The sequence below is a fragment of the Pedobacter lithocola genome (assembly GCF_042650845.1).
In the GTDB taxonomy this organism is placed as follows: Bacteria; Bacteroidota; Bacteroidia; order Sphingobacteriales; family Sphingobacteriaceae; genus Pedobacter; species Pedobacter lithocola.
The window spans coordinates 243,755-264,567 of record NZ_JBHSBW010000016.1 but is presented as its reverse complement, the minus strand read 5'-3'; the positions used below and the strand labels follow the sequence as shown (position 1 = coordinate 264,567).

Genomic DNA, 20,813 nt, shown 5'->3' with positions numbered 1-20,813 from the left:
AAAGCCTGCTATTTAATAATTGTTTTTATTAAGCTTTATCTGGTTGATAGAACCTAACTGTTCCGTCTTCTTCACTCGAAACAATTAGCAAACTTCTACCATTCGGACTATCCTTTGGTTTAACAAACATTAATCCTTCTGGGGCATCACCTGTAGAAAACAATTGAACAAATTTTGGTGATTCTGGTGTGCTAACATCATATACCGCAACCATATCAACACGTTCCATCCCTATAAAAGCTAAAGTTTTTCCATTTACCTGTGCTACTGTAACACCTTCAACTTCAACTCCTTTATTATCCGAACGGGTATCATCATATTTACCAGCATCAATAACACGTTGCTCTAAATCTTTACCAACATTAGCAATTAATTGCCCTGTACTTGCATTAATAATGCTCATGCTTCTCCCGCCTGTTGAGTATAATTCATCGTAATCACCATCTCCATCAGTATCGCCAAATGCCTTTGTTACGGTTAATCTACCCAAATTAGCATCTAATTTTAAAGTTGCCGCTGTTGGAAATTTTGTAGGATCCAACGTTAAACTTTTAACCCTACCCTCTTCATCATAACCCTTCCAGGCACGTGTATCGCCTTCGTTTGCCAAAGCCAAATAATTTGAGCCATTTGCAGTGAAATAAGAAATTGCATCTGGCAAGTAAAATGCTTTAATTGGCCACAAGCCAAGTTGTATTTTGCCATCCAAATCACTTACATCAAAAGCATTATCGGCAAGATTAATATCTCTAATACCTAAAGGCATAATTTTGGTTAATGTACCTGCAACAACATCAAGTTCGGCAACTGCATTATTTTCCTGAAGGGTAATATAAGCCTTTTTAGAATCAGCAGAAACGGCTACATATTCAGGTTCTATATCTTGTGCAAACGTTGCCTTTGGTCCGTAAATTCTTAATCCCGCAGCAACAAGAGCAGTTTTGGAACTCTCAAAAGAAGCGAAATCTAACGTTTTAACTGTATAATTAGCCTTAACATTGATAACAGAAACAGTTCCTGCCGGGTCAATTGTATATTCATCGTTTGGCTCTCCTTCATTTGCACTTATAATGTAATTGCCATCCGGACTAAAAGTTACCATATCTGGCATTGCGCCAACGCTAATTTTTTTTACTTCTTCTAAAGTGGTTGTTTTAAGAACAACGATATCGCCGTTAGATTGCTTTGTTACCCCATCCAATGCAATAGCCAATAATCCATTACTAACTGCAACACTATTTATGCCTGCATTTGTAGGAAAAGTAAGTGTTCTAGATTTGGTAAGTGTTGGATAAGCACTTAAATCTATCACTTCTACTTTTGTACCGCCATCATTGCTAACAACAAAAAGTTTTTTGGTTGAAGGATCATAAGCAGATATTTCTGCTGAAGTTACTCCACCCAAATCTATCATAGCAATTTCTTTAAAACTAGAAATGTTTTCAGGGATGGTGGTTTCTGAAGGATCTTCGATAGGGTTATCTGATTTTTTACAAGCTGTAAATGCAACAGAAGCGATTAGCAGGGCGCTAAACAGTTTTTTAGGGTTCATGGTTTTTTTGTAATATCTGAATCGCAAAAATATACTGCAACAACGCTGATTTTTAGCCATGTACTGTTATCATTTTGTTAAGGAATTGTGAAATGGGAATCATGTTAAGTAAAAAAATTACCTAGTTTGCTTGAAATAAAGTTTGAAGGTTTCTACAGAATTTAGATTTTTTTTGGAAAGCAATTTCAGTAGTGCTTTTGTAAAAGCAGTCCCGCCCTCGTTTCTGCCGATGAAAAATCGGCATCTCACTAAGTCGGGTTTAGGGATGTTATAATTGTGCTGATTTTGAAAACTGGTTAGCTCTTTCATAGCTCAGTTCGTAATCACAGAGAAAAGTTTCGTCCAAACGCACAACAAACCGTTGTTTTTAAACCTGATAATAGCGGCAGCCCTGAGTTTTTTTACGAGGGCTATAGCGGTTGGCAGGACTACAATCTCCAATGGAATGCTAACGAGAATTTCCAAAAACAAATAACAAAAAATTCATTACTCCGCTCGTAACGATAGAGAAAAGTTTTTGCATTTAGCAAACGAACCGTTGTTTTTAAACCTGACAATAGCGGCAGCCCCGAGTTTTTCTACGAGGGCTACAGCGGTTGGCAGGGCTGCAATCGCCAATGGAATGCTAACATTAATTTCCAAAAACAAAAATTAATTATGCAGCTTCGAGAATCCTTAAAAATTTTAATAAAAAAAGCCGATAATTTCTTATCAGCCCTTCTATAAAAAAAAATGCTAAATCAAGTTCAGCATGATGTTGTTAAATATGTATAGCCCTATTATCAGTAGCAGCTAATGCCGCCTCTTTGAATGCTTCTGTATAGGTTGGGTGCGCATGGCTTGTACGAGAAATGTCTTCCGCAGATGCTCGGAACTCCATAGCGAGAACAGCTTCCGCAATCATATCTGCCGCACGTGGACCAATCATGTGTACGCCTAAAACTTCATCCGTTTCGGCATCAGCTAAAACTTTAATAAAGCCATCGGTATCCATACTTGCTTTAGCTCGACCGCTAGCTTTGAAAGGAAATGAACCCGACTTGTATTTTGTGCCCTTCTCTTTCAATTGCTCTTCTGTTAAACCAACAGAGGCAACTTCTGGCCAAGTGTAAACCACGCCTGGTATCAGGTTATAATTGATGTGTGGTTTTTGTCCGGCAATGGTTTCTGCAACGTAAGTTCCTTCATCTTCTGCTTTGTGAGCAAGCATTGCACCAGTAATTACATCGCCAATGGCATAAACACCTTCAACGGAAGTTTCCAAATGCTCGTTTACCGGAATTTTTTTACCTCTTTCTTCAACTGTAATTCCGATTTTATCCAAACCTAAACCTTCGCTATATGCTGTACGACCAACGGCAACAATACAATAATCAGCATCGAAATTTACAGCTTCGCCTTTTGAGTTTTCTGCAGTTACAGTTACGGTTTTTCCTTTATTGGTTGCTCCAGTAACCTTGTGCCCCATGTAAAATTCCATACCAAGGTTTTTCTTTAATATACGTTGAAGCTCTTTACCTAAACTAGCATCCATTGTTGCAATGATAGAAGGCAAAAATTCGATTACAGAAACTTTAGTACCTAAACGGGCATAAACCGAACCTAGTTCTAAACCAATAACACCACCACCGATAACAACCATCGATTTTGGAACTTCTTTTATATTTAGAGCTTCTGTTGAAGTAATAATTCGTTTTTTATCAATAGGTAAAAACGGTAATACGGTTGGCTTTGAACCAGTAGCTATTATTACATTTTTAGCGGTTAGGGTTTGTGTAGAACCATCTGTTTTGGTAACTAAAATGGTATTTTTATCTACAAAAGAGCCAAGGCCTTCGTACGTATCGATTTTGTTTTTCTTAAATAAATATGTAATACCCGCAGTATTTTGAGCAACAACGTCGTCTTTACGAGCAATCATTTGTGGCATGTTTACTTTAAGGTTTTTTAAATCGATACCGTGAGTGGTAAAGGTATGTTCAGCATTATGAAAATGCTCTGAAGAATCTAGCAAAGCTTTTGATGGAATACAACCAACATTTAAGCAAGTACCTCCAAAAGTTTTATATTTTTCTATAACTGCAGTTTTTAATCCTAACTGAGCACAACGGATTGCGCCTACATAACCGCCCGGCCCTGAACCGATAACAACGACATCGTATTGCATAATTTCTTGATAATTTTGATTAACCAAAGGTAGGGAAAAAAGGTTGAAGGTGAAAGGCGGAAGGTTGCAGGTAAAAGACATGATGCCGTAAAATTTCTGCAATCTGAACAGAACTAAGAACCGCAAACGCTGAACTAAAAATTGCAAACCACCATCTGCAAACTGATTTACGGCATTACCTCAAAAAGAAAAAATTGTTGAACCTGCGATTTAGAAAAATTGTTATCAACGCAGAAAATTAAAGTCTTGTGCCCATTAGGTAAATCGGGACCAAAAGTTATACCCTCAAAATTATCAATATGAATGTTTAAAACATCAAAATCAAAAAGTAACTTCTTTTTTAAAGGTTTTGGATGATGTACTGTAAACGACGAATTATCAAGTTCATTTTTTGCGGCACTTAAATCGACGAGATATAGCTTTATAAAAGTATGATCGTCATGCCCCTTTGCCCAAGCCCGCTCCATAATTAAAAGCGTATGCTTATTTATGACCAAAATTTCTGAAATTCCATTTAAATTCCAATCGCTTGCAGATGTTGGATTTACCGGGAGCGCTCCTAAATTATAAGCGTATTGTGCTATATTTTTTTTGCTTTCAACATCAAATTTAGAAATCCTTGTTAAGGCTCCCGCAAAACCAAAAGCCGCTTGCTTTCCATCTTGATAAAGTGGCTCTTCTAAACTGGCATAAAGCGTTTTATAATCGTCAGCAAAAGTCAAACCTTCAAAAAAGGCATTTTTGCGAACGCCATAAGTTTGCTTTGTAATTTCAAATCCTTTTGGCAAAGGCACCGAATCTAAAAACTTTCCTTCAGTAGATATAAAGGTTAAAGCTGGTTGTACCAGTGTTGTATCTGCTGCTCGAAATAAGCGTTCGCCTTCATTGCTCCAAACCAATCGGTTACGGATTGGGTCGAATCGGACAGATTCACCATCTGCTTTAGCATTTTTTCCGAATTGATATTTCGGGTATTGCCGCCCATCTTTCTGCAAAATCGAAAATACACTAGTAAATTTAATTGTATCAATTTTATTATCTCGTATTTCTATTTTTGCCGTATAAATTCTAGCTGGACTGAATTGCGAAGGGTCATCGCTAATTAAAAAGTATTGATCTTTTTTTGCATCATAATCAATCCCGGATAAACCACCTACAACAGTACTTTGGTAGCTGGGATTGAGCGGCACTATGTATTCGTTCAAAAATTTTATAGCAGAAATAGTTGTTTCTTTTTGCTTTGAAGCATATTTCGAAACCGAGCATGATGCAAAAATAAAAACAATTAATAGATAGCTAATCGAATTTGTAAGTGATGCCTTTTTCAATTTGAAGTGGTTTATTGGTAAAAGTATTTAAAATATTGCTTGAAAATAATGAATGAATTATTTTTCGCAATAAATTAAACTCATCGAAGATCTGTGCAATCAACGAAAATTAGTTAGTCAAGGAATAATTTTGCAAAATGCCAATCTGATTAGGCTATTTAAAATATTGTATCGCAGATAACGCATATGCAAAACGAATTTCTAGAATTCTTTATCGAACAGATTTTTGCATTAAAAAAAGCCGCTTCAATATTAAATCAAAGCGGCTTTAAATTATTTTAAAATCTTACTAATATAATTTACCAATAACACGATAACTTGTAGTGTTTCCACTTACAACCTCTTCGTAGTAAACATCATCAGGAGAAACAAAATATTTCTCATTTTTAATGGTAACTTCTCTACAGCCTTCTGGCAATGCATTAATTACATCACCAATTTGGTGTGTATCAATCGGACCATCAGTTGTGTTTAAAACCCCATCTTTACCAGCAACAATATAAACTGTTTTACCATCTTTATCTGTTCCCTGCGTATAATAAATGCCTTTATATTCATAGTAATCTACACCATCAATGGTAACCAACTCGGCTTCAGATGGTAAATTAGGTACTTCAGCACCTACTGGCGGAACAACAACTTGGTAATTATTTTCATACTGACGATAAAACAATCCTCCTGAATAATAAAACTGATCTTGCCCATAATAAAATGGATAATAGCCAAATGGCAAAACATTTAAACGAAAGCCAATAAACGGTCTGTAAAAGTTGTAATAACCGAAATAGGCTCTGTTTCTAAAGCCAGAACGATAACCAAAACCTTGACGATAAGCGTATCCGGGACGATTGAAACCTACACCTGGTCTGTATCCGTTGTTTGAACGATATCCTGGTCGCTCAGGTCTGCCAGAACTGTAACGGCTCCCTTGCGAATTATTAAAGCCACCACGATTTGGTGCTTGAGAAATCCTATTATTTGATGAAGGCGCTTGCGCAGATGGTTGTCTGAAAGCACCACCTCTTGAAGGTGATACAGAACTAGAACGACCACCGCCACCACCCATGCTGCTACCGCCACCGCCTCTGCTTGGTCTTTGGGCAGAAACACTTTCTATAGTTAAAGTTGCAACCGCAGCTATTGCCGCAAAAACAACCACAGTTTTATTTAATAACCTTTTCATTTTTTTGTGTTTAAATCAATTGTGTATAAGACGAGAAAAATCTATAAAAGATTATCTGCTATTCGTTATTTAACTAAATTCTGATAATGGAATGACTATCAACATATTTTACATCCTAACAAACCTTTTACCGGATGTTTTTTCTATTCAATTCTGATAAATCCTATATTTAAATTTTATTCCTAAAAACCAACCTTAAAATGAACCCTTGTAAAATTTTAGGCCTCTTAATTTGTTTGTTTCTATCTAACAATTTACTGGCTCAACAAACCGATTCGGCTTATGTAAGAGAAAACTACACAAAAATAGAACGTAAAATACAAATGCGAGATGGTGTTAAACTTTTTACTTCAATTTACATACCCAAAAATCAATCCAAAAAATATCCTTTCTTAATCAATAGAACTCCTTATACCGTAGCGCCTTACGGCGAGAATAAATACAAATTAAGTTTAGGAAATTTTCCTGCAATGATGCGTGAGGGCTTTATTTTTGTTTATCAGGATGTACGTGGAAGGTGGATGAGCGAAGGAACGTTTGAGGATATTCGCCCGCAAACTTTAAACAAGGGGAATAAAGCGATAGATGAAAGCACCGATACTTACGATACGATTGATTGGTTGGTGAAAAACATCAAAAATAATAATGGCAATGTAGGTATTTATGGTATTTCCTACCCTGGCTTTTATTCTACCACATCGTTACCTAATTCGCACCCTGCATTAAAGGCGGTTTCGCCGCAAGCCCCGGTTACCGATTGGTTTATTGGAGATGATTTTCATCATGGCGGCTCATTATTTTTAATGGATGCATTTACTTTTATGAGTGGTTTTGGCGTTCCGCGTTTACAACCAATTACGCCAGATAAGGGCCCAAAAGGTTTCAAATTTCCCATTCAGGATAATTATCGTTTCTATTTAGAAGCGGGTTCTGTAAAAAATTTAAAAGATAAATACTTCGCAGATAGTATTAAATTTTGGAATGATTTATTTAAACATCCCAACCTCGATACATTCTGGAAAGCGAGATTCATCCTTCCGCATTTAACAAATGTAAAACCTGCAGTTATGGTTGTAGGTGGTTTTTTTGATGCCGAAGATGCTTATGGAACTTTTGCAACTTATAAGGCGATAGAAAAACAAAATCCATCTGCAAAAAATATTCTTGTTGCTGGTCCGTGGTTTCATGGCGGTTGGGTTCGTAGCGATGGCGCATCTTTTGGAGATATTAAATTCGGTAAAACCACAAGCATAAATTACCAACAGCAATTTGAACTGCCGTTTTTTAAACATTACTTAAAAGGGGAAGGCGATTTTAATGCTGCAGAGGCAAATATTTTTGTAACAGGAAGCAACGAATGGAAAAAGTTTAGTGCATGGCCACCGAAAGAAGTTGAAACAAAAAATTTGTATTTGCAACCGAATGGGAAACTAGCATTTGAGAAGGTTGGTAGAACCGATAGCTGGGATGAGTATGTTAGTGACCCGAATAATCCTGTGCCTTATCAAGACGGTGTACAAGCAAGGCGTACACGAGAATATATGATTGACGACCAGCGTTTTGCCGCTCGCAGACCAGATGTTAAAACCTATCAAACTGATGCATTAACAGAAGATATAACATTAGCTGGACCTGTACTGGCAAATCTGGTGGTTTCTACCACCGGAACAGATGCTGATTATGTTGTGAAATTGATAGATGTTTATCCCGAAGATGAACCAAATCCAACACCCAACCCAAATAATATTATTATGGGTGGTTATGAAATGCTAGTGCGTGGCGAAATCCTTCGGGGCAAATACCGCAACAGCTTCGAAAAACCTGAGCCATTTGTTCCAGGTGCAATTACAAAAGTTAATTACGCTTTGCCTGATGTTGCACATACCTTTAAAAAAGGACACAAAATTATGGTTCAAATTCAAAATTCTTGGTTTCCATTAGCCGATAGAAACCCGCAAAAATTCATGGATATTTACCAGGCAGAACCCGGTGATTTCCAAAAAGCAACGCATAAAATTTACCACGATACATCGAACAGTTCCTACATCAGCTTATCTGTTTTAAAATAAATTAATATGAAACACCTTAAAGTTATATTATCATTTTTCATTTTATCTGCTACCGCGAGTTTTGCGCAAACCAATAGCAGCTTCACGAAAGAAAATTTCACTAAAAAAGAAATCTACATTACCATGCGAGATGGGGTGAAACTATTTACAGCCATTTATACACCAAAAGATGCTGCAAAAGATAAAAAATACCCAATGATTATGCAGCGCACTTGTTACAGCATTGCACCTTATGGCGAAGACAAATTTCCTGCAAAATTAGGTCCATCTGATTTGATGATGAAAGAAGGTTACATCGTAGTTATGCAGGATGTTCGTGGCCGTTATAAGAGCGAAGGTACCTTTACAAACATGACACCGGTTATTGATAACAAAAAAGCAAAAACTGATGTTGACGAAGGATCTGACACTTTTGATACGATTGATTGGCTGGTAAAAAATGTTGCCAACAATAACGGCAAGGTTGGTCAGTGGGGAATTTCTTACCCGGGTTTTTACACCGCAGCAGGTATTTTAAGTAACCATCCTGCTTTAAAAGCTTCATCGCCACAAGCGCCAATTTCGGATTTTTTCTTTGATGATTTCCACCACAACGGTTCATTTCTACAAAGTTATTTCTTTACTTTTCCAGTATTTGGAGTGCAAAAAACACAGCCTGAAACATCAGCATGGTATAGCAAGCAAACCATCAAACCAAATACTAAAGATGGTTATCAGTTTGCGTTAGATTTGGGTCCGCTAACAAACGCAGATAAATATTACAAGGATAATTTCTTTTGGCAGGAAACCGTTAATCACCCAAACTACGATGAATTTTGGCAAAAACGCGGTTTGTTAAAACATTATAGTACGATTAAGCCAGCGGTTATGGTAGTTGGTGGCTGGTATGATGCAGAAGATTTAGCAGGACCATTAAATATTTATAAATCAATTGAAAAGAAAAATCCAAATGCATACAACACCATTGTAATGGGGCCTTTTGGACATGGAAGATGGAGCCGTGAGACCGGTCACACCATGCATAGTAATGTTTATTTTGGAGATAGCATTGCAACATTTTACCAAAAAAACATAGAAGCAAAATTCTTTAATCATTTTTTAAAGGGTAATGGCGATAAAAATTCTGGTTTACCAGAAGCATACATGTTTGATACAGGTAAAAAAAGTTGGGAAACATTTACTAAATGGCCAACCGAAAAAGCAAGTAAACAAAAACTATACTTAGGTGCCGATGGAAAGTTAAGTATGACAGCTCCAGCATCTACAGGATCTGTAAACTACATTAGCGATCCTTTAAAACCCGTGCCTTACACCGAAGATTTAACCACAACTTTGGGTTTTACGCCGCATAATTATATGAGCGAAGACCAACGTTTTGCTGGCAGACGACCAGATGTTTTAGTGTATCAAACAGAAATCCTGGATAATGACATTACCTTGGGTGGCGAAATTATGTCGCATTTAAAAATTGCTACTACTGGTACCGACGCTGATTTTATTGTTAAGCTAATTGATGTTTATCCTGCCGATGAACCAAACAATCCATACATGCCAAATAAAAGCATTACGTTAAGCAATTATTGGCAAATGGTACGCTCAGAAGTTATGCCTGCCCGTTTCCGCAATAGTTTCGAAAAACCCGAAGCTTTGGTAGCAAACCAGAAAACCGATGTTAATTTTAGATTACAAGATGTTTTACACACATTCAAAAAAGGTCATAGAATTATGATTCAAGTGCAAAGTACAGCATTTCCTTTATTTGCACGCAACCCACAAAAATTTGTAGAAAACCCATATAAAGCTACCGAATCCGATTACATTAAAGCCACCCAAACTATATTTAACGATAGTTTTATTGAGGTTGATGTGATTAAATAGTTTAAATAAATTTCGGATTGGCTCGCAAAATAAAATGAAAAAGCTACTATTATTATTTATGCTTGTTTTAAGCATTTTCACATCACATGCCCAATTAATGGGCAAAAAGCAGGTTAATACACGAGCCGATAGTTTGCGTGGAACGTTAACGCCATTACGTACTTGCTATGATATTAATTATTACCACTTAGATGTTAACATAGATTTGGAGCAGAAATCTGTAAGTGGTAGCAATGAATTCGCTTTTACTGCAACACAAGATTTTAGCAAACTTCAATTCGATTTGTTTTCTAATTTAAAAGTTGAAAAAATTATTTACAATAACACAGAGCTAACTTATAACAGAGAATTTAATGCTGTATTTGTAAACTTTCCTAAAATAATTAAAAAAGGTACGAAAGATAAATTCACGGTTTTTTATTCGGGGAATCCACCTGTAGCACGTAACCCACCTTGGGATGGAGGCTTTATTTTCAAAAAAGATTCTGCCGGAGATCCTTTTGTTTCTGTTGCATGCCAAGGCTTAGGTGCCAGCGTTTGGTGGCCCAATAAAGATCATCAAAGTGATGAAGTTGACAGTATGTTGATTAGTATCAGCGTTCCGAAATCTTTGCAAGAAGTATCTAATGGAAGATTGAGAGGCATTAAAGATAAACCTGATGGTACAAAACAATACAACTGGTTTGTTGCCAACCCAATTAACAATTACGATGTTACTTTTTACATCGGTAAATATGCCCATTGGACAGACACTTACGATGGTGAAAAAGGAAAACTGAGTCTTGATTTTTGGGCTTTACAAGTAGATAGTGCAAAAGCTCGCCCACATTGGGATGCCGATGTAAAACCAATGTTAAAATGTTTTGAGTATTGGTTTGGTCTTATCCATGGTATAAGGATGGTTACAAACTGGTTCAGGCACCCCATTTAGGTATGGAGCATCAAAGTGCTGTGGCTTATGGAAATCAGTTTAAGAAAGGTTATATGGGAGGAGATTTAAGCGGAACCGGACATGGGTTAAAATGGGATTATATCACGGTGCATGAAAGTGGGCATGAATGGTTTGGAAACAGCATAACTTCTAAAGATATTGCCGATATGTGGATACACGAGGCATTTACAGATTATTCTGAAACCCTTTTTACAGAGTGTACCCAAAATAAGCAAGCTGCTGATGAATATGTAATTGGTATCAGAAAAAGCATCGGAAACAGAACTCCAATTATTGGCCCTTATGGGGTAAATAAAGAAGGTTCGGGAGATATGTACTATAAAGGTGCTAACCTGATTCACACCATCCGCCAGTTAATAAATAACGATGAAAAATTTAGACAGGTTTTGCGTGGTTTGAACGAAACTTTCTATCATAAAACAGTAACTACAGTTGAAGTAGAAAATTATATTGCAAGAAAAAGTGGTTTAAAATTGGATAAAATTTTTGACCAATATTTACGCTACAGCAAAATTCCAGTGTTAGAATATAAAATTAATCAAGGTATGCTTTCTTATCGTTGGATTACAGATGTTAAAGGTTTTGACATGCCTGTTAAAGTTTCGCTGAAAACTGGAAATTATTCCTTAATTAAGCCTAGTAATGATTGGAAAACCATAAAGGTTGATGCAAGCATTAACGTAGATAATTTTAAAAGCGACCCGTTATTTTATATTGCAACAAAAAAACTGGTTGATTAAAGGCATGAGTTTTTTAAGCGATGAGATTTGGTTTATTTAAGGTTTAGGAAATATAAGTTTAATGCACTTTTTAACTTCCTTATTTATTTGAATAAAAATTTAAGCTTGATGCAACTTTTTAAAAAAACCATCGTCTTATTAAAAAACCCTAATCATGTCCGCTTTGATGTTTTTAACAAAAAAGCATAAATTTTAATACCATGAAAAAAATATTCTCAATTTTATGTGCTGCAATATTATTTACAGCAAGTTATAATGCATTTGCTAACTCATCATTTCCGTCAAATAATTCTGCAAAGGCAGGAGATGACAGAGAGGTAAGAAATTTTAATGGGGTTGCTGCAGGCGGTCCGATAAATGTTATAATCACTTTAGGCAGCACAGAAAGCTGTAGGTTTGAAGGTGATGCCGATGCCATTGCAACTTTAATTACTGAGGTTAAAGGCAATGTATTAATTATTCGCCCTGAAAATAGCTGGACAAGTTGGGAACATAAATACGAAAGCAAAAAGATAACGGCTTACGTAACTGCTAAAAATATTAAAAGTTTAACAATGAGCGGTTCTGGCATTATGAGTGTTAAAGGAAATTTATCAGCAAAAACGCTTTCTGTAACCGTAAGCGGCTCGGGAACGGTTAATACTACTGCAGATGTTGATGATTTAAATAGCGTTATTAGTGGCTCTGGTAAGTTAAATATTAATGGCTCTGCTGACGAAGCAACGATTGTAATGAGTGGTTCTGGCAATTTTTCTGGAAAAGATTTATCTGTAAATGATTTATCTACAACAATGAGCGGTTCTGGCACAGTCAATATTAAAGCTGAAGAACGTATCAAGGCAGTTATCAGCGGCTCTGGAAATATTAATTATTCTGGCAATGCAACTGTAGAAAAAACTGTAATTGGTTCTGGTAGAGTTAGAAAAATATAAAATATTTAATCTGTAACAGATTTTAAAGCGTCCCGATGTAAAATCGGGACGCTTTTTTGTTCACAATAGTTTTAGCATTTGCATAAAAATCTTGCTAAATGAGCAAGGAAGTTTATTATATTTAGGTTGTAAATTTTATGTGGTATATAAATCGAGCACTAAAATTTGATTCAGCTACTCATAGATTGCTTTTATAAACCTAACAAATCCTAATTATGGCACTTATCAATCCTCACATTAATTTTAATGGAAATGCCGAAGAAGCATTTAACTTCTATCAATCTGTTTTTGGCGGAACGTTTGCAAAAATTATTCGTTTCAAAGAGCTTTCGAGTTCAGAATTTACGGTAGCAGAGGAGTAAGAAAATAAGATAATGCATATCGCTTTATCAATTGGCAACAACGTTTTAATGGGCAATGATGTTCCAGAAATTTTGGGCACTGTTAATGAAAATGAAAATCGTTCAAAGATTTCGATAAGTGCAGAAAGTCGCGAAGAAGCCGACAAGCTCTTCAACGGATTATCAGCAGGCGGAAGTGTTGAAATGCCAATGGCAGATAGCCCGTGGAGTACGTATTTCGGAATGTTTAGAGATAAATTCGGTATCGAATGGATGATAGATTTTGACCCGCAGCAAAATGGATAGTAGATAATGAATTGAACGTCTTTTTCTATAGAGAATACGTTGCTCTCATTAATCTATTTTAATAACATTTTTTTCTTATTCATTTCTTAACAAATGTTCAGGATATTAATGAATTTAACCTCTGATATTTGTATCAGCATTTGCTGCTGATTAAATAACATGTTTAAATACCTAATTAAAAATAAAATTCTTTTTTGGCTTGGCGCAATTCACCTCCTACTGTTCATATGCCTATTAATCTATTACCATTTTAACACAATAGAGGTTTTAGGGATAAATTCGACAATAAAACCGATGAAGTTTGCATTAAGCATTTGGTTGTACAGTTGGACAATGGCCATAATTTTAAACTATGTTGCAGACCAAAGAAAGGTAAAAATATATTCATGGGTGGCGGTAGTTGCCATGTGCTTTGAACAGGCCGCAATAACTATTCAGGCACTAAGAGGGCAACAATCTCACTTTAATAGTAGTGATGCTTTTGGAATAATCATATTTGCTTTAATGGGCATATTTATTCTTACCATTACGCTTTGGACAGCATACATAACCTATATTTTCTTTAAACAAAAAGAATTTAAATTACAGCCTGCACTTGTATTAAGCCTTAAATTTGCTCTAGTCTATTTTGTTATTTTTAGTTTATTTGGCGGCTATATCAGTAGTTTAAAAGGACATACAATTGGTGCTTCGGATGGTGGTAAAGGATTATTTTTTTTAAACTGGAGCACAACCTTTGGCGATTTAAGAGTTGCACATTTCTTTGGCTTACACAGTTTACAACTCATCCCGATATTTGGTTATCTTGTAAATAAATATTTCAGTACAAATAAGGCACTGCAATTAGTCAAATTATTTTCCTTAATTTATTTGATTTTTATAATTTTCACGCTAATAATAGCATTGAATGAACATCCTTTTTATGCCATTAAATATTATAGTTAATCAATAAATTATGAAGTCATCACTTTGGCAAAATATAGAAAGTACCATTTCGATTTCAGAAACAGATTTAGATTTTACACTCTCCTTATTCAATCATATTTCCTTAAAAAAGGATGATTATTTTTTGGAAATCGGTAAACGATGTAATCATGTTGCATTTGTAAAATCAGGAATGTTAAGAGTATTTTATCCAAACAATAAGGCAGAAGAAACAACTTGTTACTTCTCTTTACCTAACGAATTTGTAACGTCCTTCTCTAGTTTCACATCTGGGAAACCCTCTACAGAGAATATACAAGCTATTGAACCAAGCGAATTATTTATTATCAGTAAACAAAATTTAGAAGAGCTTTATCAGAAAATTCCATCAACTCAAGAATTTGGTAGAAAAGCAGCAGAAAATTTAGCCATCATTATGGAAAAACGTATTTCGCTATTCCTAAATAATTCTGCTGAAGAACGTTATCAATATTTGTTAAAAAACAATCCAATTTTAATTCAAAGTGTTCCATTACAGCACCTTGCCTCATATATTGGCATATCACCACAACATTTGAGCAGGTTGAGAAAGAAAATTTAGATCTAAATTATTTATCATAAATTATTTAAAGTATAAATCAAATTTCCAATTACAAAAACTATATCGTAATATTGCAATATAAAAATATTAAAGATGGGTGCTACTAAAACAGAACATTTTACCGATAAGCAAAATCAAATTGCTACGATAGCAAAAGCACTTGGTCATCCGGCTAGAGTTGCAATCATAGATTATTTATTGAAAGTAAATGCATGCATTTGTAGCGATATAGTAACTGAACTGCCATTGGCACAACCAACAATCTCTCAACATTTAAAAGAACTTAAAAGCGCAGGTTTAATAAAAGGAAACATCGAGGGAAATGCAATTTGTTATTGCATCGACGAGAAAACTTTCGATATTTTAAAGCATTACTTCTCAAATATCATATCAACCACAACCAAACAAAAATGCTGTTAAGCGTTTTTATTTTTTTACTATATCACAATAATGCATTGTAACAATAATTACATATCATGAAACTAGCAGAAATTAAAAATCATTTATCTACAGTAGAAACTGTAAATTTTAAATTGCCATCAGGTGATTTTGTTCCAGAACATTTTCATGTTACAGAAGTAGGTTTGGTTACAAAACACTTTATTGATTGTGGCGGCGTAGAACGTTTAGAAAAAGTAGTAAATTTTCAACTTTGGGACGCGAACGATTTTGAACATCGCTTAAAGCCGGCAAAACTGCTCAGCATTATAAATCTTTCAGAGGAAAAACTCGGCATAGGGAATTTAGAAATTGAGGTAGAATTTCAATCTGACACCATTGGTAAATATGATCTTGCTTTTAATGGTAAAGACTTTGAATTGATAGCTAAAAAAACTGCTTGCCTGGCTCCAGATAAATGTGGTATTCCGCAAAGCAAGCAAAAAATACAGATGGTTCAGCTTAATACAACACCTGCAGCTTGCACACCTGGCGGAGGTTGTTGTTAAGATTTAAAAAACAACGAAATGAAGATTGCGCTATTTGAAAACCTAACTAAGTAATTGATCCGCTGGTTGAAGTACCTGCATTAATTTTACTGGTTAATGTTGCATTTTGGTTTAAAAGAAAATGGTATCCTACCGAGAGTTAATTATTAAAATTGTACGCCAATTACCCACATGTTTTCCAGGTAATTAATTTTTTGGCTTGCTTTATCAGAATCGTTAAATCCGGTTGTGTGCACATTGGTTAGTTTAGTTGCACCAACTTTTGTTGTATTTTGAACGTAAATATTTTTCCATACGTAGAATTTTAAACCAAGCTTTGCAGATACACCATAACCAGCCACGTTAAAATTATTGTTTCTACCCAAGCCAAAAAGTCGCACATCAGATCGTGGAACCATTAAACCTCCACCAATTCCCGTTTCTAACGTTAATGAAGTATTTCCTCCAGGTGCAACCCATATATCATCATATCTTTCTACTTCTACATTAGCATAATTAAAGCCATCAGTATGTTCGTAAGTAAGCATGCTTTCCTTCACATTAATTACTTGCCCATTATAGCTGCCTGCCATTAATCCTGTTGATACATTTTGAGTAGAAATATTAGCACCAATATTTCCAGTAATTGCAACGTTTTGGGGGATATCCATCACGTATTTCATATGATCCCAACCTAGAGAAATGCTATAATTATCTTTAATGAAATAACCAATTCGAATATTATATTGAGGAACAGTAATTAATCCTGGGTTAAGATACTCCCAGCTTAATTTTGATTGTCTATCGTGAGCAACAACATCTTTTAATGTAAAATCATAATTCGGACCCTGAAATCTAATGTCCGACTTATTGTACCAAGAGTGATTGTATCCCCAATGAAAATAAAAATCACCCTTACGAGAGTCTTTTCTTTTATGTTCTGGATTAAATAAGCTTCTCGATGTTGGTGCAACATCAGTGGTTGATGTATTAAGCTGTTGGGCATGTATCCGCCTGCCAAATAACAGCGCTAGAAATAGTAACGAAAATCTTTTCACGCAGCAAATTGAGCGAAAAGGATTATCAATTACAATAGTTTAAACATTTTGTAATAGTTCTGATACAAAAAATGACTTACAGATTTTAAAACCTTGTGTAAAGTGCTAATTGAACGATATTATTATTGGTATGACTGCTCGTATTTTTTACAGCCTGGTTCATATATCCCAGCTCCATATCAAATTTCTTAGAGAACCGATATCCTCCCGCCAGGTATATCCGATTTTGATCGAATACGCTATTGTTTATTTTTGCCTTATTTTGAAAGTTTAAGAAAACCTCATTTTGCAATGCAATAAATGCGCCTTTGGTAAATGTAGGTTGTGGTTTTTGTAAAGGCTTAATTAACCTAATAAAATACCTGAAACGCTGTGCAAATACATCTTCATTTGCTCTTTCTATAAATCGCTGTTCTACCCTAACTCTATGGCTTACAAAAACCGTTTTGAGTTTATGATTATAAATGTACTGTTCAAAAATTCTATGTTCATCAAAACTAGTATTTGCACTTCCATCAATTTGATTTTGAGTGGTTTGCCATAAATAACCAAGTGCAACATTAAGTTTATCGTTTATGAAATATTGTACCGCAGGCCTAACTAAAGTATTTCTAACATACTTCCAATCATCTGCAGAACGCACCTGAACATCAAATTGCAAACCCCATTTTTTATTTATTTTGGTATTGTTAAGCAAAAAAAGCCAGCCTGTATTTTGATATTGAGTTTGTGCAGATAGCTTTGTAAAAGCAGCTGTACACAATAAGAATAGGAATATTAATTTTTTCATAAAAGAAATTAAACCGATGGTATCTGATGCCGCTAATTTAACAGAAAATTAAGAAAGCAAACTACTTAACACTGAATTAATACATGTGGCAATTTTAATTGTCAATTAAAAATCTGTTTATTTAAATTTCATTTAGCGTTAAGCAATTAAAAATTTATCTTCGTTAAAGAATTTTATCATTAGCTGCTTTTGAAACGCTAAAATTTAACTTTCGACTTATTACAAAACGTAAAAGAAAACAAAATGATTATTGAACCAAGAATGAGGGGCTTTATTTGTTTAACAGCGCATCCTGATGGTTGTGCACAAAACGTAAAGAACCAAATTGAATATGTAAAATCAAAAGGTACCATCAACGGACCAAAAAAAGTATTGGTTATTGGAGCATCAACGGGCTTTGGTCTTGCATCAAGAATTACCGCTGCTTATGGTTCTGGCGCTGCTACCATCGGTGTATTTTTCGAAAAAGCACCTACAGCAGGCAAAACAGCATCTCCGGGTTGGTACAATAGCGCAGCTTTTGAGCATGAAGCGCATGAGGCGGGTTTGTATGCAAAAAGCATAAATGGCGATGCTTTTTCTAAAGAAATTAAAGAAAGAACATTAGCAACTATTAAAGCTGATTTAGGCCAGGTAGATTTAGTGATTTACAGCCTTGCTTCTCCTGTAAGAAAACACCCTGATACAGAAGTTTTGCACCGCTCTACTTTAAAACCAATCGGTGGTACTTACACCAATAAAACGGTTGATTTTCATACTGGAAATGTTAGCGAAATTTCTATCGAACCAGCAACTGATGAGGATATTGCTAATACAGTAGCCGTAATGGGTGGCGAAGATTGGGCAATGTGGATTGATGCCTTAAAAGCTGAAAACCTATTAGCTGAAGGTGCAAAAACTGTTGCTTACTCTTACATTGGTCCGTCGTTAACCGAAGCTGTTTACCGTAAAGGTACAATTGGCCGTGCGAAAGATGATTTGGAAGCAACTGCTTTTACAATTGCCGATAAATTGAAAGATATTAATGGCAAAGCGTATGTTTCTGTTAATAAGGCTTTGGTTACGCAAGCAAGTTCGGCTATCCCAGTTATTCCTTTATACATTTCATTGCTATACAAAATAATGAAAGAAGAAGGCATTCACGAAGGTACCATCGAACAAATACAACGCTTATACGCAGAGCGATTATATACAGGCAGCGATGTTCCTGTTGATGAGCAAGGTAGAATTAGAATTGACGATTGGGAAATGCGTGAAGATGTACAAGCAAAGGTTGCAAAACTTTGGCAAGAAGCTACCACTGAAACCTTACCTGCAATAGGCGACTTAGCAGGTTACCGTTCTGACTTTTTAAGTTTATTTGGTTTCGAAATTGATAAGGTTGATTATCAAAAAGATGCTAATGAATTGGTAGAAATTGAAGGCTCAGTTGAATAAAAAGCAAATTTCATAAAAATGATTGCTTTAATAGCAATTTAAATTATAAACTCAACGGCCGACCTAAAAATCGGCCGTTTTTTTAATACCAAACAAATGGACTTTGATTTACAACCATCTTTAAAAAATGATTTGATTACTGTTATTCCGCTAAAGGATGAGGATTTTGATAGCCTATATGCAGTTGCTTCCGACCCACTAATTTGGGAGCAACATCCGAATAAAGACCGCTACAAAAAATCTGTTTTCGAAACCTTTTTTAAAGGCGCAATAGAATCAAGAAGTGCTTTTATTGTGTACGATAATATAACTGGTGAAGTTGTAGGCAGTTCGAGATTTTATGATTTTGAAGAAAATAATTCTATTGTCGTTGGCTATACCTTCATCGGGAGAAAGTTTTGGGGTAAAGGCTATAATGCATCACTTAAAAAATTGATGTTAGATTATGCATTTCAACTTGTAGATAAAGTTATTTTGCACATTGGTGCAACAAATTTTCGCTCACAAAAAGCTGCGGAGAAATTGGGTGCAGTAAAGATTAGTGAAATAGAAATAGCCTATTACGGCGAAGCAATAAAATGGAATTTTGTGTATCAAATAGAAAAGGATAAATGGCAGAGTAAATTAGATGCAATATAGTTTTTGCAACAGCTTAACACTGAACTAAGCATCTAACTTTTTTCTATTCGGCGATTTCTATACCTCTGCGGCAAAATAAATACAGACGATGTTTGCCACAGGATCACAGATTTACACTGAACTGGAAATTTAATTTTTAGATCCCTTATTTTCTGACCCGCTATGGCAAAATAAACCGCAAACTTGCGATAATCATTTAAAATTTAGTGCCTTTAAATAATAACACACAAATTGAATAAAATCGTAATTCTGCTTTAGTATTGTTATATTTGTATTAATCTGAATTCCACTCACTCCACATAAAAACAAAACAATTAAATAAATATGGCTAAATCTCAGGCAACATACAGTAAAAAAGAGAACGAAAAAAAACGACTAAAAAAGCAAAAAGACAAGCAAGAGAAAAAAGAAGAACGTCAGTCTAATGCAAAAAAGGGCTTAGCTCTTGAAGAAATGTTTGCATACGTTGATGAAAATGGTAATATCTCCTCTACCCCACCAGACCCGAAAAAGAAAAAGGTCTTTAACATCGAAGATGTTCAAATTGGTATAACAAGACAAGAAGATATTATTGACGAAAACCCTGTGAAAAAAGGAACCGTTACTTTCTTTAATGATAGTAAAGGTTATGGTTTCATCAAAAACACAGAAACTCAAGATAGTATTTTTGTTCACGCAAATGGTTTGGTTACCCAAATTAAAGAAGGCGATAAGGTTACGTTCGAAGTAGAAATGGGTCAGAAAGGACCAACTGCTGTTAAAGTTTCAAAGGTATAAAAACCTAAAATTAGTATTCCAATTTGTAGTTTTCTTAAGCTGCACCACGATTAAAATTCTGCAGAATATTCTGCTGCGCCAGGTTTTATAAACATTTATATTTCCGTCTATTTAAGCATAAAACCTTGCGCATAATTTTATTCAACCTCTAATATTTTTATTCTAGGAAATCACGGTTCTGTAATGCTTTGGTTATAACAGTCCCGCCATCGC

The 20,813-nt window shown here is 35.2% G+C and carries 18 protein-coding genes and 1 pseudogene; 13 read left to right on the top strand and 6 right to left on the bottom strand.

All coding sequences use genetic code 11. The features are described 5' to 3' along the window. Positions 1 to 28 precede the first annotated feature (28 nt). From ACFOWA_RS19220 to ACFOWA_RS19205, 4 genes are all read right to left on the bottom strand, one after another. Positions 29 to 1,552: a choice-of-anchor I family protein gene (locus tag ACFOWA_RS19220; RefSeq protein ID WP_378988457.1), complete on the bottom strand. Its 1,524-nt coding sequence runs from the start codon at positions 1,550 to 1,552 to the stop codon at positions 29 to 31. Positions 1,553 to 2,312: 760 nt separating this feature from the next. After that, the gene (lpdA, locus tag ACFOWA_RS19215) at positions 2,313 to 3,719 is read right to left on the bottom strand and encodes a dihydrolipoyl dehydrogenase (protein ID WP_378988455.1); all 1,407 of its coding nucleotides are present in this window, start codon (positions 3,717 to 3,719) and stop codon (positions 2,313 to 2,315) included. A 167-nt stretch (positions 3,720 to 3,886) separates the two neighbouring features. Continuing rightward, positions 3,887 to 5,047: an esterase-like activity of phytase family protein gene (locus ACFOWA_RS19210; protein WP_378988453.1), complete on the bottom strand. Its 1,161-nt coding sequence runs from the start codon at positions 5,045 to 5,047 to the stop codon at positions 3,887 to 3,889. 289 nt (positions 5,048 to 5,336) lie between these two features. Next, positions 5,337 to 6,230, bottom strand: coding sequence for a DUF6515 family protein (locus ACFOWA_RS19205; RefSeq protein ID WP_378988451.1), 894 nt, complete (start codon positions 6,228 to 6,230; stop codon positions 5,337 to 5,339). A gap of 200 nt (positions 6,231 to 6,430) precedes the next feature. On the opposite strand from ACFOWA_RS19205, the gene ACFOWA_RS19200 reads away from it, so the two are divergent. The 10 genes and pseudogenes from ACFOWA_RS19200 to ACFOWA_RS19155 all read left to right on the top strand — a co-directional run bounded on the left by ACFOWA_RS19200 (position 6,431) and on the right by ACFOWA_RS19155 (position 15,920). Then, positions 6,431 to 8,299, top strand: coding sequence for a CocE/NonD family hydrolase (locus ACFOWA_RS19200; RefSeq protein ID WP_378988449.1), 1,869 nt, complete (start codon positions 6,431 to 6,433; stop codon positions 8,297 to 8,299). A gap of 6 nt (positions 8,300 to 8,305) precedes the next feature. Then, positions 8,306 to 10,177 (top strand): CocE/NonD family hydrolase, encoded by a 1,872-nt coding sequence (locus ACFOWA_RS19195; protein ID WP_378988447.1) that lies wholly within the window; start codon positions 8,306 to 8,308, stop codon positions 10,175 to 10,177. A gap of 34 nt (positions 10,178 to 10,211) precedes the next feature. Continuing rightward, complete coding sequence (locus ACFOWA_RS19190) at positions 10,212 to 11,108, top strand: hypothetical protein (protein WP_378988445.1); 897 nt, start codon at positions 10,212 to 10,214, stop codon at positions 11,106 to 11,108. After that, positions 11,048 to 11,869 (top strand): M1 family metallopeptidase, encoded by an 822-nt coding sequence (locus ACFOWA_RS19185; RefSeq protein ID WP_378988443.1) that lies wholly within the window; start codon positions 11,048 to 11,050, stop codon positions 11,867 to 11,869. The genes ACFOWA_RS19190 and ACFOWA_RS19185 overlap by 61 nt, the downstream gene beginning before the upstream one ends. 200 nt (positions 11,870 to 12,069) lie before the next feature. Continuing rightward, positions 12,070 to 12,801 (top strand): head GIN domain-containing protein, encoded by a 732-nt coding sequence (locus ACFOWA_RS19180; protein WP_378988441.1) that lies wholly within the window; start codon positions 12,070 to 12,072, stop codon positions 12,799 to 12,801. Between the two features lie 215 nt (positions 12,802 to 13,016). After that, a pseudogene (locus ACFOWA_RS19175) lies at positions 13,017 to 13,448 on the top strand (VOC family protein). Positions 13,449 to 13,742: 294 nt separating this feature from the next. Further along, positions 13,743 to 14,393, top strand: coding sequence for a hypothetical protein (locus tag ACFOWA_RS19170; protein WP_378988439.1), 651 nt, complete (start codon positions 13,743 to 13,745; stop codon positions 14,391 to 14,393). A gap of 10 nt (positions 14,394 to 14,403) precedes the next feature. Further along, on the top strand, positions 14,404 to 14,973 hold the full coding sequence (locus tag ACFOWA_RS19165; RefSeq protein ID WP_378988437.1) for a Crp/Fnr family transcriptional regulator: 570 nt from the start codon (positions 14,404 to 14,406) through the stop codon (positions 14,971 to 14,973). Positions 14,974 to 15,066: 93 nt separating this feature from the next. Continuing rightward, the gene (locus tag ACFOWA_RS19160) at positions 15,067 to 15,393 is read left to right on the top strand and encodes an ArsR/SmtB family transcription factor (RefSeq protein ID WP_378988435.1); all 327 of its coding nucleotides are present in this window, start codon (positions 15,067 to 15,069) and stop codon (positions 15,391 to 15,393) included. Positions 15,394 to 15,449: 56 nt separating this feature from the next. After that, complete coding sequence (locus ACFOWA_RS19155; RefSeq protein WP_378988433.1) at positions 15,450 to 15,920, top strand: DUF6428 family protein; 471 nt, start codon at positions 15,450 to 15,452, stop codon at positions 15,918 to 15,920. 146 nt (positions 15,921 to 16,066) lie between these two features. On the opposite strand, the gene ACFOWA_RS19150 is transcribed toward ACFOWA_RS19155, so the two are convergent. Both ACFOWA_RS19150 and ACFOWA_RS19145 read right to left on the bottom strand, forming a co-directional pair. Beyond that, positions 16,067 to 16,957, bottom strand: a complete 891-nt coding sequence (locus ACFOWA_RS19150) for a hypothetical protein (protein ID WP_378988431.1) — start codon at positions 16,955 to 16,957, stop codon at positions 16,067 to 16,069. An 85-nt stretch (positions 16,958 to 17,042) separates the two neighbouring features. Beyond that, positions 17,043 to 17,747, bottom strand: coding sequence for a DUF2490 domain-containing protein (locus ACFOWA_RS19145; RefSeq protein ID WP_378988429.1), 705 nt, complete (start codon positions 17,745 to 17,747; stop codon positions 17,043 to 17,045). A 243-nt stretch (positions 17,748 to 17,990) separates the two neighbouring features. Between ACFOWA_RS19145 and fabV the strand changes: the two genes are divergently transcribed. From fabV to ACFOWA_RS19130, 3 genes are all read left to right on the top strand, one after another. Beyond that, positions 17,991 to 19,184, top strand: a complete 1,194-nt coding sequence (gene fabV, locus ACFOWA_RS19140) for an enoyl-ACP reductase FabV (RefSeq protein WP_378988427.1) — start codon at positions 17,991 to 17,993, stop codon at positions 19,182 to 19,184. Positions 19,185 to 19,280: 96 nt separating this feature from the next. Continuing rightward, positions 19,281 to 19,823 carry a GNAT family N-acetyltransferase gene (locus ACFOWA_RS19135; RefSeq protein ID WP_378988425.1) on the top strand — a complete coding sequence of 181 codons (543 nt, stop codon included), beginning with the start codon at positions 19,281 to 19,283 and terminating at the stop codon, positions 19,821 to 19,823. A gap of 324 nt (positions 19,824 to 20,147) precedes the next feature. After that, entirely contained in the window at positions 20,148 to 20,600 is a 453-nt protein-coding gene (locus ACFOWA_RS19130; RefSeq protein WP_109926476.1) for a cold-shock protein, read from the top strand. Positions 20,601 to 20,813 lie beyond the last annotated feature (213 nt).

Bases quoted from the DNA above. Each gene is read 5' to 3' on its own strand.
- ACFOWA_RS19220 (WP_378988457.1), bottom strand. From the start codon at position 1,552: ATGAACCCTAAAAAACTGTTTAGCGCCCTGCTAATCGCTTCTGTTGCA.
- lpdA (WP_378988455.1), bottom strand. From the start codon at position 3,719: ATGCAATACGATGTCGTTGTTATCGGTTCAGGGCCGGGCGGTTATGTA.
- ACFOWA_RS19205 (WP_378988451.1), bottom strand. From the start codon at position 6,230: ATGAAAAGGTTATTAAATAAAACTGTGGTTGTTTTTGCGGCAATAGCT.
- ACFOWA_RS19200 (WP_378988449.1), top strand. From the start codon at position 6,431: ATGAACCCTTGTAAAATTTTAGGCCTCTTAATTTGTTTGTTTCTATCT.
- ACFOWA_RS19195 (WP_378988447.1), top strand. From the start codon at position 8,306: ATGAAACACCTTAAAGTTATATTATCATTTTTCATTTTATCTGCTACC.
- ACFOWA_RS19190 (WP_378988445.1), top strand. From the start codon at position 10,212: ATGAAAAAGCTACTATTATTATTTATGCTTGTTTTAAGCATTTTCACA.
- ACFOWA_RS19180 (WP_378988441.1), top strand. From the start codon at position 12,070: ATGAAAAAAATATTCTCAATTTTATGTGCTGCAATATTATTTACAGCA.
- ACFOWA_RS19170 (WP_378988439.1), top strand. From the start codon at position 13,743: ATGAAGTTTGCATTAAGCATTTGGTTGTACAGTTGGACAATGGCCATA.
- ACFOWA_RS19165 (WP_378988437.1), top strand. From the start codon at position 14,404: ATGAAGTCATCACTTTGGCAAAATATAGAAAGTACCATTTCGATTTCA.
- ACFOWA_RS19160 (WP_378988435.1), top strand. From the start codon at position 15,067: ATGGGTGCTACTAAAACAGAACATTTTACCGATAAGCAAAATCAAATT.
- ACFOWA_RS19155 (WP_378988433.1), top strand. From the start codon at position 15,450: ATGAAACTAGCAGAAATTAAAAATCATTTATCTACAGTAGAAACTGTA.
- ACFOWA_RS19145 (WP_378988429.1), bottom strand. From the start codon at position 17,747: ATGAAAAAATTAATATTCCTATTCTTATTGTGTACAGCTGCTTTTACA.
- fabV (WP_378988427.1), top strand. From the start codon at position 17,991: ATGATTATTGAACCAAGAATGAGGGGCTTTATTTGTTTAACAGCGCAT.
- ACFOWA_RS19135 (WP_378988425.1), top strand. From the start codon at position 19,281: ATGGACTTTGATTTACAACCATCTTTAAAAAATGATTTGATTACTGTT.
- ACFOWA_RS19130 (WP_109926476.1), top strand. From the start codon at position 20,148: ATGGCTAAATCTCAGGCAACATACAGTAAAAAAGAGAACGAAAAAAAA.